We start from the raw sequence: 11,952 nt of genomic DNA, 5'->3' as shown, positions 1-11,952 counted from the left end.
TCGACATGGTAATCGTGTCCGTTGCAGCCATCGCGGTCTCCTGCGCCGAAGCATCGGCGCGGGGTAAGCTTAGGCGGCTCGAAGCGGACATTTGAATCTGGCTAAAAGCGGACATTACAATCTAGCCGCTACAACGCAAATCTGCGCTAATTTATCTTATGTAAACTCAAAGATTAGACACAGCAACCACGACCCCAACATCACCCCATTTCCTCCGCCCGCCCCAAAAGAAACGCCTGCTCCCGAGCATTCCTGGTCAACGCAGCCGCACGCGCGAACTCCTCGCGCGCTTCATCTTTGCGTCCCAACTTCGCCAGTAAATCCGCACGCACACTCGGCAACCAGGGATAAGTCCTGAGCGCTGGCTCGTTACGCAAATCATCAACGATATCGAGCGCAGCCTGCGGCCCATAAGCCATGCTCACCGCGACCGCGCGATTCAGCTCGACCACCGGCGTGGACGCCGTTTGCATGAGCGCGTCGTATAACGCGACGATCATCAGCCAGTCAGTCGCGTCGGCGCTCGGTGCGCGCGCGTGACACGCGGCAAGCGCCGCCTGTAGCGCATACACGCCGCGCGCGCCGCCCAAGGTCTCCGAGCGCTGCAAGGCCGTCAGCCCGCGACGAATCAAAAGCGGGTCCCAGCGGCTGCGGTCCTGATCGGGCAGCAAAATCGGCCGTCCCTGGGAATCGACACGCGCCTTCGTGCGAGACGCCTGAATCTCCATCAACGCGACGAGGCCGTGAACTTCGCTCTCCGTGGGCATCAGCTCGGCGAGAATGCGTCCGAGACGCAGTGCGTCTTCACAGAGCGCGGGGCGCATCCAGTCGTCGCCGGCGGTCGCTGAATAACCTTCGTTGAAAATCAAATAGATGACTTCGAGCACCGACGCAAGCCGCGCCGCCCGCGCGTCCGCCTGCGGCACCTCGAACGGCACGCGCGCCGCCGTCAGCGTGCGCTTCGCGCGCACGATCCGCTGCGCGATGGTCGGCTCCGGCACCAGAAACGCGCGCGCGATTTCATCCGTCGTCAAGCCGCCGAGCAGGCGCAAGGTCAGCGCGGCGCGGGCATCGACGGAAAGAACGGGGTGACACGCCGTGAAAATCAGCCGTAGAAGATCATCGCCGATGTCGTCTTCGCGGGCCGCGTCGAGGGCATCAACGAAATCGGGCGTGATGTGCATCTCCTGGGCGTCGAGATCGCGGCCCAGTTCCTCGTGCTTGCGCGCGTGCAGCGTGTGCTGCCGCAGCCGGTCGAGCGCCCTGTTCTTCGCTGTCGTCATGAGCCACGCTCCCGGCTTGTCCGGCACGCCCGCATCGGTCCAATGCTCGAGCGCCGCGACGAACGCGTCCTGCGCGAGTTCCTCGGCAAGCGCGACGTCGCGCACCACGCGGGCCACGCTCGCAATCACTTTCGCCGATTCCATTCGCCACACCGCGTCGATAGTCTTGCGCGTCGCGATCGACTGCGCCGCCCGCCCGGCGTCCGAACGCTCGCTCACGCCGCTTCCGGATTCATATGCACGAGTTCCCAGATGTGACCGTCCAGATCCTCGAAGCCGTGGCCATACATGAAGCCGTGATCCTGCGGTTCGCGCGGCGCCCGCCCGCCCGCTTTCAACGCCTTCGCGACGAGGTCGTCCACTTCCGCCCTGCTCTCGCACGACAAACACACGAGCGTTTCGGTGGCCTCGTGCGCATCGACGATCGCTTTTGCGGTGAAGGTCTGGAAGAACTTCTCGACGAGCAGCATCGCGAAGATGTTTTCGCCGATAACGAGGCACGCGGCATCGTCATTGGTAAAAGCCGGGTTGAACGAGAGGCCGAGTTCCTTGAAGAAGGTCATCGAGCGCTTCAGATCGCGCACGGGCAAGTTGACGAAAATCTGTTGATGCATGGCGTAAGGCTCCGACGCGAATGGAAAGACGAGCGAAATTGCCGGCTTCATTGGGACGACGTTCGACGCGCCCGTCGATCGACAGGAAATCACCCGGGAGCAGCGAAACTCGCCTCAGAGATAGCACGGCCCGACTTTGCGGACCTCGATCGTGCACCACGCGGCCGCCGGGCACGTTGCGGCAATTTCAACTGCTTCGGCGTGCGTTTCGCAATCGAGCAGGAAAAATCCGCCGATCATTTCTTTTGCCTCGGCGAACGGTCCGTCGATGATTCTCGCGTCATCCGCCGATGCCCGCGAAACCCGCGACGCATCCTTGAGCGAAGTCAGCGACTCGCATGCGCGCAAAACGCCACGCGCTTTCAGGCCGTCGGCGAACTCTCCCATCTGCCGATACGCCTCGCGCCCCTCTTCTGGCGTGCGTTGGCTGCGTTGCTCCACGGGCTCGATCACAAGTAGCAGATAAGCCACATCCACCTCCACGAAAAGTTTTTTAGCGTCGCTCAAGTTAAACCGTCGTGGCGCTATCGGCAAGGCTGGCGTGGGTTTGCCATGCGAAATCAAGCAAAAATCTATCCTCATACGTAACATTTTGTTACTCAGTATTACTCAACGCCATTCAATCCATCGAGTAGTATTTGCTTCAGACGAGTCGGAAATGTCTTAGAAACGAGCAATAGTTACCTTGCATCGATTTCTTCTCATCATTAGTTCCAGCAGACCACCCGCTTTTCGTCACCCTTCTATCTCGCGATATCGAGCGATATAGCAAACGTTTGCGCGTTCAACCGTTCGGGTAGCAAAAGCGGGATGCGTGCATGTCGAAGCCGGTTGGATGGCGTTATCAGAACCCAGCCCGCCTATCGAAAACCAGATGCTTTTTGCATCGCTGGGCGTAATCGAAATGAACGCCTGGTTTTATCTGCGCTTATGCGTTTTGAATCGATGACTAAAAGTCCTTTCCTGCTTTCGACGCTCGTCCTCGCTCTTGCCGGTTGCGGCGGCAGCGACGGCGGTTCTCCCGCCTCCACGAGCGCGGCTAGCGCCGGCCCCGCCGGCGTGGCAAACGCCTCCGCCGCCTCCGGCTCCGAAGCCGATGCCACCGAACAAGCGGTTGCCAAGGCTGCCTCGAATCTGCGTCTGACGTGTGCTTCGCCGGCGGTGTCGTCGGCATCGGCCGGCAACGGCAAGATTACCGTCGATACCCCCGGGGGCGACGGTTCGCGCATGTTCGCGATCAACGCCAAGTTCAAGGTCGCCGTCACCACGCGCGCCGGCAGCGCCGATACGCTCAAGTGGACTATCGCCGATGCGCTCGGCAAGACGGTCGCGAGCGGCAGTTTCGCGGTGCCTTCCGTTGCAACGACCACCACCCTCACCTGCTCGTCCACGCTCGCCGGCTACTTTGCCGTGTCCGCGACGCTCGCCAATGGCGGCGGTCAGGTGCAAACCTCGGGCACGCGTCCGAATGGCTTCGCGAGCTTCGGCGTGACGCCGGATCTGAGCGGCACGATTCCGGCCGTGACCTACACGAAGCAGGAACAACATCGCTTCGGCATGCAAGGCTTCAACGACAACGGCGTCATGCTGTCGGCGCTCGGCATTTCCTCGACTATCGACGATCGTCAGATGTCGGTGATGGAACCGAACGGCCGCAACACCTTCAACCCAAGCGCGAACAACCTCGATCCGTTCTACACGTCGGGCAAGGTCATGCGTCTCGTGCGGCTCGACGGCATTCCCGGCTGGGCAAGCGGTCACGGCCTGAGCCCGGACTACGGCTATGCGCCGGCCGATCTCGGCTACTTCTCGAACTACCTGTCGCGCGTCGGTCAGGAAACCGAGGCGATTCGCCAGAAGTACTATCCGACGATGTCGTCGAACTACTATCAGGTGACGTGGGAGCCGTACATCCTGTGGAAAGACACGGATGCCAACTTCGTCGCGCTCTACAAGGCCGCGTATCAGGGCCTGCATGCGAAAGATCCGCACGCCGTCGTGATGGGCCCGGCCGAGCCGTTCCCGTCGCTGACGACGGATCGCCTCAAGCGCCTCGCGCCCTTGGGCTACGCGCAATATATCGACGGCATCGCGACGCACGGTTATTACGATGCGGGCACGTCGCCCTCGCATCCGCCGGAGCGTCATCACACGGACCCGGACCCCGCCGATGCCGCGAATTCGCTGCTCAACGAGATGCGCAACCTGCGCGCGGAGATGGCGAAGGAATACAAGCCGAACATGAAGCTGTTCGTGACGGAAACGGGTATCAGCTATGACATCGGTTCGAGCTATGGCCCGAACTATCCGTCGCCGAACATTCTGTACGCACAGGGCGCGGTGGTGGCGCGTACGCATATCATCATGCTCGGCGAAGGCGCGGATCAAACCTATGTCTTCTTCGGCCCGGACTTCCCGGGCGAACCTGGCTACGGCACGTTCTTCGACCTCGACAATCCGCAAGCGGCATTCGGCACGACCAACATCAGCCCGAAGCCGGCCGCGATGCAAGTCGCCACGATGACCCGCGTGCTCGACGGCACGGTGACGCTCGGTCCGGTCAAGAACCTGCCGGCCGGCGTGTACGCCTATCAATTCCAGCAGCTTGGCAGCGGCAAGATCATCACCGCGTTGTGGACGCATAACAATGCAGTGTGGCCCGCGGCCGACGGCACCTTCAGTTCGAGCTACAACACCTCGTACAAGCTGCAGGTAGGTGTGCCGGGCACGGCGGGCACGGTGGCGTTGATCGATCCGATGGGCAACGTGTCGAGCGCGCCGTACAACAACGGCGGCATCACGCTCACGCTGACCGAGTCGCCGCGTTATATCGTGTCGACGCTGGCGGACATCGCGAAGAACAATACGACGAAGCCGCTGGGTTATAGCGGCAACTAAGCGCGATCGAGATACTCGAACGAAGAGAACCCGTACCGTGGCAACGCGGTCCGGGTTTTTTATCGCTTTGAAAATCCTGTCTCGATATTGACAGCGCGCCTGGTTCCAACTGATACTCCATTCCATGCACGCAGACCTCGTCCTCGCCATCGCCGCGATTAAAAACCCAATGAACGCCATTAAGCATGGCGGGTCATCGGGAGAACGTGTGCGCTAGCAGCCAAGGCTCAAGCAGACAAGTTGGTTCCGAAGGCCCCGCCGAAAGACGGGGCCTTTTGTTTGATGCGTGCTGGCCTTCCGTCTTCGGCTTACAACATGGAGAGCGAGATGGAAGAAGGTTCGGAAGTGCTACAACGCGGCGTGTTGCACGGCGTGGCAGCGGGCAAGCTGGATGCGAGCGGCGCACGCGTGGTGGTGTATGTCGAAGTCGCGCCGCATCAGACGGTGTCGTGGCGTCTTGCACGCGATGCCGACTTGCGTATCGCCGATGCATCCGTGTGGCTCACGCGTCATCAGGATTCCTACGATTACTGGATGAAGCCCGGCGATATCGTGCGCCTGAAGCGCGGCGAACGCGTGTGGTTGTCGTCGGAGAGCGAGCACGCGGTCGAGGTATCGCTGACGTCGTATCGCAAGAATAAGGCGCGCACTTGGGCGCGGATTCTCGCGCGCTTCATGCCGCGCGCCGCGAACGCGACCAGCTTCTGAGCGTGCGCTCAAGACGGGCGCTCAAGGCAAGCATTCAAGGCAAGACACAGCGAAAGTTCGCCGCGACATTGATGCTGCCCTTACCCAGGTAACGCGGATAGCCGGGGTAACGGCAGATCGGCCGCGTGCGTCCGTTGGTGGCCGGCGCAATGTCGCTGCCAATGAGCGTCTCGGGCGCCGTGCCATTCGTGACCCACTCGTCGAGCGCGCCCAGTTCGTCCCATGCGGGAATGAATACGCCGTTGCCATGCTGAAAACCCGGCACCATGTAAAGCCGCATGAAGGAATCGACGCTGTCTTGGCCGTACTTGTCGATGAGCTCGTTGAAGAACGCGATGGTCTGGTTCGGGCTGATGACTTCGTCGGAGAGTCCGTGCATTGCAATCAGCTTGCCGCCGTGCGCGATGAATGCCGCGAAGTCCGGGTTCATCGCGCCGACCGTGTAGGCGAGCGTGATGAGCCGTTGCTTGTAGCGCGCGGGATCGTTCAGGTCGAAATTGAGCGAGTTGAACGAGAGATCGCGCGTGACGAAGTGGCGGATATACGCGTCGCCTTGCGCGAAGAGATAGCCATTGGCGCCGAAGGTTGGCGGCGAAAGCAGCGTGGGTGAATCGCCGAGACCGAGCGTGCCGGAGAAATCGACGCCCTGAAACACGTTGTAGCCCGGATAAGTATCGACGTTATACGCGAGCGGATACGGCAGCTTCAGGCCATCGCGCAGGAGTTCGAGCGTCTCGATCTGCGCGTCGGAAAGACAACTGTCGCGCAGTGAAGGCCGCTGCCCGTTCGCGCAGCGCAACGACGCGATGATCTGCGGCTCGAGCTTCCGGCAAGCTTCCACATTGCCGACAATGCCATCGGCCGCGCCGTCGAGCTTGTCGCACTCATGCACGACCGTTTCGAACAACCGCCGCTGCTGCGCGAGGCCGACGAATCCGCCCGGCTTGGCATAGGACGCCTGCCCGACTTTCACGCCCATCAGCCGCACGCCCGAGAAGTTGATAGCCGGCGCATTGGCGATCACGCCGTCGTAATCGTTCGGAAAGCGTTCGATGACCGTGAAGCCTTCGCGTCCGCCGGTCGAGCCGCCCGCGAAGTACGTCTTCTCGGGCGAACGTCCGTAGCCCATCTGGATGAGCGCGAGCGCGACATCGCGGGTCTTCTTGAGATGCGCGAAGCCGAAGTTGACGATGGCTTCGTCGTTCACTGCGAAGTCCGCGCGCCCCGCGTTGCCCGAGTGCCCCGAGTCGGAACCGAAGGTCGCATAGCCGCGCGCGAGCGGCGTCGAGTCGGGCGCGAAAGGCATGGGTTCGGTGCCGGAGACGAGCGTGCCGTTATAGCCGCCGCCGCCCATCTGCAACGCGCGGCCGTTCCATCGGCTCGGCAGATTCACTTCGAAGCGGATGTCGGGCGTGTTGTCCTGGATTGCCCGGATGATGCCCGTGACGCGGCAATACTCGCCGTTGCGATTGCCCGGCGCGGCGGCCTTCGTCACCGACGCGCTCTCGATCAGCGCGCCGCGCGTCGGCAGACCGATGATTGATGCGGGCACCGTCTTGCCACCGAGGTCTTCGCAATGCTTCGTGAGATACGTGGCGGCATGCGCGCCCGCAAACGACAAGGCGAGCGCCAAGAAGACGAGCAACTGCCGCCATGTCCTCATGGACAGGCCCGCGAGACAGCTAGATGAAAGACAGCAAAGACGTGACACGAGATGGGTTGGCCGCTTCGAACGCCGCTCAATATATAAGAAGCGATCGGCGAAGGCCAATCGCACCGGCTGCACGTTGTTGCGGCACAACCGCCGCACATCTCGCGCCTGCCCTCTTTCGCTTCTGGTCGAAGCGTTCATTCGCCGTCCCATTCGCCGCGCAGGTCGCTGCTTTCGAGCAACTGAAGCAGGGTCTCGGCGGGCCGGCTCAGATGTTTCGCGCCGAACGCGATGAACTCCACCTCCGGCAATCCCGGCAACGCTTCGCGATTCACAGGCGGCGCGAGTCCGCGTCCCGCCAGAAAATGCGAACGCACCGTGAGCCCGAGTCCGCCGCGCGCCGCCGCGATGCAGCCCGCATGGCTGCTGCTCGTGCAGACGGTTTGCCAGCTCGCGCCGGCCATGGCGAGCGCATCGAGTACCACAGCGCGCGTCACGCTCGGCTCGGCGACCAAGATGAGCGGCAAGGGCTGAGTCGTATCGACGATGGTGCCTGGCTTTGCAAGCCACTCCAGTCGGCCGCTGAACAGCCGCGTGCCGCGCGCATCGCCGATACGGCGCTTGCCGACGGCAAGATCGAGTTCGCCAGCGTCGACGAGTTGATACAGCCGTCCCGTCATGCCAATCGTGATCTCCAGTTCGACATCCGGATGCGTGTCGCGAAAGGCGGCAAGCACGCTCGGCAGCGGCCCGAGCGCCAGATCGTCCGATGAACCGAGCCGCACGCGTCCGCGCAGCCGCGGCGAACTGAACTGCGATTGCGCATGCGCCATCGCTTCGAGAATCACGCGGGCGTGAACGAGCATGGCTTCTCCGTCGGCCGTGAGCGCGAGAGAATGGGTATCGCGCACGAGGAGCCTTCGTCCGACGCTTTCTTCGAGGCGTCGAATGTGCTCGGAGACGCTCGACTGGCGCAGACCGAGCTGACGGCCGGCGTCGGTAAAGCTGTGCGACGTGGCCACGGTCGCGAAGGTTGTCAGCCAGACGGGATTCAGCATGCGGCATTGTGATCGGAAATCACGATCACAGTCAATGCGGTTAGCGGTCTTCCCGATAGCGCGCGGAGTCATTAACATTTCACAATGCGCGCTGGCGGGCTTTTCACTGGCCTTTCGTCAGGCTTTCGCGGCGCGCCGCTTCCTGCCACTTCGCCCCTCAAATGAACAAACTGTCATCGCACACGGCTCTACTCTGGATCGTCGCCGTGGGCTTCTTCATGCAGGCGCTGGACACGACCATCGTCAATACGGCGCTGCCGTCCATCGCCCGCGATCTGCACGCGGCGCCGCTCGCGATGCAGTCCATCGTTGTTGCCTACACGCTCACGATGGCGCTTTTCACGCCTGCTTCGGGCTGGCTCGCCGACCGCTTCGGCACGCGGCGCGTGTACTTCGTCGCGATCACGTTGTTCGTGATCGGCTCGCTTGCCTGCGCGAGCGCCCACACGCTCGATCAACTCGTCATGGCGCGCGTGCTGCAAGGCATCGGCGGGTCGATGTTGCTGCCAATCGGCCGCCTTGCCATTCTTCGCACGATGACGGGCGAAGCCTACGTGTCCGCGCTCGCGATGATTTCGGTTGCCGGACAAGTCGGCCCTATTCTCGGTCCGACGCTCGGCAGCTGGTTCGTTCAGTCGTTCACGTGGCACTGGATCTTTCTGATCAACGTGCCGATCGGCGCGGTCGGCCTTTATGCCGTGTGGCGCTTTCTTCCCGACGACGCCATCAGGAACGCGCCGCCTTTCGATTTCGTCGGTTGCGGGCTCTTGTCCCTGTGCATGGTGGCGTTTTCGTTGGCGCTGGATAGTCCGGTGCAAACGCACCGCGGGCTCGTGTCGGCGGCGCTGTTCGTCGTGGCCGCCGTCTCGGCCTTCGCGTATATCCCGTATGCGCGCAGAAAGCGCAATCCGCTCTTTCATCTCGCGCTCTTTCGCGAGCCGAACTTCAGCGTCGGGCTGATCGGCAATCTGGTGTGCCGGATCGGGTCGAGCGCGGTGCCGTTCTTGTTGCCGCTTCTCATGCAGCTCGAACTCGGTTACAGCCCGCTGCATTCCGGCTTGATGATGCTGCCTATCGCGTTCGCGGGCACCTTGTCGAAGCGCTGGATCGCGGGCCTCGTCAAGCGCTATGGCTACGACAATTTTCTGCTGGTGAATACGGCGCTGGTGGGCGCGTCGATCATCGGCTTTGCGTTGTTTTCGCCGTCGCTGCCGCTCGTCGTGGAGATCGCCATTCTCGCGCTCTTCGGCGCCTGCAATTCGATGCAGTTCGCGGCGATGAACAGCGTCACGCTCAAGGGCCTTTCCATCAAGGATGCGGGCAGCGGCAACAGCCTCTTCTCGATGGTGCAGATGCTTGCGATCGGGCTTGGCGTGTCGATCGGCGGGTCGCTCGTGCAGGTGTTCGAGCATCAGTTCGGCTCGGGCGCGATCGGTTTCAGACTGAGCTTCCTGTGCATGGGCGTGGTGACGTTGCTATCGGGTCTCGTGTTCAGACGGCTCGACAACGCGCCGCGCGCCGCCGCGCCCGCGCCTGCCGCGCGCTGATAGCGGCGTGCGTCCGGGTAGCCCCGAGCGCGCGGCACGCATAAAGACTATCCTGTCGATCGCTATTCAACCTCGGGAGCGCAATCGTGCAATATCGCAAATTCGGCAGCACCGGTCTCACCGTCTCGCGTCTCACCCTCGGCACGATGACCTTCGGTTTGCAGACGGAGGAAGACGCGTCGTTCGCCATCATGGATCGCGCGGCCGAGGCGGGCGTCAATTTCATCGACACCGCCAACGTTTATCCGCTCGGCGCGACGAACGACCTCGCGGGCCGCACCGAGGAAATCGTCGGACGCTGGTTGAAGGGCCGGCGGCATCAATACATTCTCGCCACCAAGGCCGTGCACGCGATGGGGCCGCTTACATGGGATCAGGGCGCATCGCGCAAGCATCTGCTCGATGCAATCGACGCGTCGTTGAAGCGTCTTGGCACCGACTACGTCGATCTCTATCAACTGCATAACGACGATCGCGACACGCCGCTCGACGAGATGCTCGAAGCGCTCGATATCATCGTGAAAAGCGGCAAGGCACGCTATGTCGGGGTATCGAATTTTCTGGCGTACAGGCTCGCACGTGCGCTAGGTCGCGCCGATGTACTGCGCACCGCCCGCTTCGTTTCCGTTCAGCCGCGTTATAACCTGCTGTTTCGCCAGATCGAGCGTGAACTGCTGCCGCTGACGGTGGAAGAAGGGCTCGCCGTGATTCCGTATAACCCGCTCGCGGGTGGCTTGCTGACGGGCAAGCACAAGCACGACGCCGCGCCTTCGGACGGACGCTTTACCGCGACGGTCGGCAAGGCGGGAGAAATGTATCAGCAGCGCTACTGGCATGAGCGCGAGTTCCAGACCATCGAAAAGCTGAAAGATGTGGCGAAGGAAAACGGCCGGTCGCTTGCGAGCACATCGCTTGCATGGGTGCTGGCGAATCCGGCGGTGACCTCGGCGATCATCGGTGCAAGCCGCGTCGAACAGCTCGACGAGACGCTCGCGACAGTGGATCAGCCGATCGATACCGAACTCAAGGCGAAGCTCGACGATCTGACGGTGGAGTACCGATGGGGTGACGCGTTGCGTTGATCACCCTCGCCCCGGCCGCGCCCGATACAAGCCTTCGAGCGAATAAATCGCCAACGCCGCCCAGATCGCGCCATAGCCGATCAGACGGTCATGCCCGAACGCCTCCTGATAAATCACCACGCCGATGAGCAACTGCAGCGTCGGCGTGATGTACTGAATCAGGCCGAGCATCGACAAGGGAATGCGCCGCGCGCCGGCCGCGAACAACAGCAACGGCACGGCGGTGATCGGCCCGGCCGCCGCGAGAAGCACCTCGATGCCCACGGACGCATCCAGGAAACCGCTATGTCCGTTCGCGCCGAGCACGAATAAATAAAGCAGCGCGACAGGACACAGCAACATGGTTTCGAGCGTGAGCCCTTCGAGCGTGCCGAGCTTCGCCGTCTTGCGCAACAACCCGTAGCCGCCGAAAGTCAACGCGAGCGCGAGACTGATCCAGGGCGGCGCGCCGTTCACCCAGGTGAGCCACAGCACGCCGAGCGCGGCGATGACAACGGAGAACCACTGCATCGGCCGCAACCGCTCGTGCAGGAAGGCCATTCCGAACAGCACGTTGACGAGCGGATTGATGAAGTAGCCAAGACTTGCCTCGACGATTCGCCCGTCGTTTACCGCCCAGATGTAAATGCCCCAGTTCGTCGATAGCAACACGGCGCTCGCCGCGAAGCGCGCAAGCAGACGTTTGTCGCGCAGCACCGGGCCGAGCCAGCGCCACTGACGCCGCACCGTCAGGACGATGAAGAGGAAGATCAGCGACCAGGCCATGCGGTGCGCAAGCATCTCTAGCGCGCTAATTGAATGCAACGCCTTGAAGTAGATCGGAAACAGGCCCCAAAGCGCGAAGGCCGCGAATGCGTAGACGACACCAGGATTCATTGTTCGACACATAAAGCGCACCGTGGCACGCACGTGGAACGCGCATTGCTCTTGCATCCGGCTCGATTGAAACCGGAAGCGGTCCGCAAGGAATGAAAGCCGGATTTTAGTCGAGAGCGGTGTCAATGGTTGAACGCTGACCGAACCGCCGGTCGAAACAGCGCTCCAATGCAGTGCATGAATGACGTCGGCAGCCGCGTGCTAGCATGCGCGAACTCGAGCGGCGCTGCCCGCT

General features: G+C 62.2%; 10 protein-coding genes. 4 read left to right on the top strand and 6 right to left on the bottom strand.

Annotation, left to right across the window (positions count from 1 at the left end):
- Positions 1-200 precede the first annotated feature (200 nt).
- The 3 genes from NCR98_RS07320 to NCR98_RS07310 form a co-directional block, all read right to left on the bottom strand.
- The gene (locus NCR98_RS07320) at positions 201-1,427 is read right to left on the bottom strand and encodes an RNA polymerase sigma factor (RefSeq protein ID WP_250525870.1); all 1,227 of its coding nucleotides are present in this window, start codon (positions 1,425-1,427) and stop codon (positions 201-203) included.
- Positions 1,428-1,498: 71 nt separating this feature from the next.
- Positions 1,499-1,897, bottom strand: a complete 399-nt coding sequence (locus NCR98_RS07315) for a VOC family protein (protein WP_244827868.1) — start codon at positions 1,895-1,897, stop codon at positions 1,499-1,501.
- Positions 1,898-2,011: 114 nt separating this feature from the next.
- Positions 2,012-2,368, bottom strand: a complete 357-nt coding sequence (locus NCR98_RS07310; protein WP_250464900.1) for a YciI family protein — start codon at positions 2,366-2,368, stop codon at positions 2,012-2,014.
- Between the two features lie 474 nt (positions 2,369-2,842).
- On the opposite strand from NCR98_RS07310, the gene NCR98_RS07305 reads away from it, so the two are divergent.
- Positions 2,843-4,795, top strand: a complete 1,953-nt coding sequence (locus NCR98_RS07305; RefSeq protein WP_250492394.1) for a hypothetical protein — start codon at positions 2,843-2,845, stop codon at positions 4,793-4,795.
- Between the two features lie 327 nt (positions 4,796-5,122).
- Positions 5,123-5,503: a DUF2917 domain-containing protein gene (locus NCR98_RS07300; RefSeq protein ID WP_250464882.1), complete on the top strand. Its 381-nt coding sequence runs from the start codon at positions 5,123-5,125 to the stop codon at positions 5,501-5,503.
- A 34-nt stretch (positions 5,504-5,537) separates the two neighbouring features.
- Here NCR98_RS07300 and NCR98_RS07295 read toward each other — a convergent pair whose 3' ends face one another.
- Together NCR98_RS07295 and NCR98_RS07290 are read right to left on the bottom strand one after the other, a co-directional pair.
- Entirely contained in the window at positions 5,538-7,166 is a 1,629-nt protein-coding gene (locus NCR98_RS07295; RefSeq protein WP_250525865.1) for a tannase/feruloyl esterase family alpha/beta hydrolase, read from the bottom strand.
- 185 nt (positions 7,167-7,351) lie between these two features.
- Positions 7,352-8,212 (bottom strand): LysR family transcriptional regulator, encoded by an 861-nt coding sequence (locus tag NCR98_RS07290; protein ID WP_244827873.1) that lies wholly within the window; start codon positions 8,210-8,212, stop codon positions 7,352-7,354.
- A gap of 161 nt (positions 8,213-8,373) precedes the next feature.
- Here NCR98_RS07290 and NCR98_RS07285 point away from each other — a divergent pair, with 161 nt between their 5' ends.
- Together NCR98_RS07285 and NCR98_RS07280 are read left to right on the top strand one after the other, a co-directional pair.
- Entirely contained in the window at positions 8,374-9,759 is a 1,386-nt protein-coding gene (locus NCR98_RS07285; RefSeq protein WP_250525864.1) for a DHA2 family efflux MFS transporter permease subunit, read from the top strand.
- A gap of 86 nt (positions 9,760-9,845) precedes the next feature.
- Positions 9,846-10,841 carry an aldo/keto reductase gene (locus NCR98_RS07280; RefSeq protein WP_250509010.1) on the top strand — a complete coding sequence of 332 codons (996 nt, stop codon included), beginning with the start codon at positions 9,846-9,848 and terminating at the stop codon, positions 10,839-10,841.
- On the opposite strand, the gene rarD is transcribed toward NCR98_RS07280, so the two are convergent.
- Positions 10,842-11,717 carry an EamA family transporter RarD gene (rarD, locus tag NCR98_RS07275; protein WP_250525863.1) on the bottom strand — a complete coding sequence of 292 codons (876 nt, stop codon included), beginning with the start codon at positions 11,715-11,717 and terminating at the stop codon, positions 10,842-10,844. It abuts the gene before it with no gap.
- Positions 11,718-11,952: the final 235 nt, after the last annotated feature.

It is taken from the genome of Caballeronia sp. GAWG2-1 (assembly GCF_023631405.1).
GTDB lineage: Bacteria > Pseudomonadota > Gammaproteobacteria > Burkholderiales > Burkholderiaceae > Caballeronia.
Note: the sequence above shows the minus strand (reverse complement) of the source record. Positions and strands in the feature narration are given on the sequence as shown.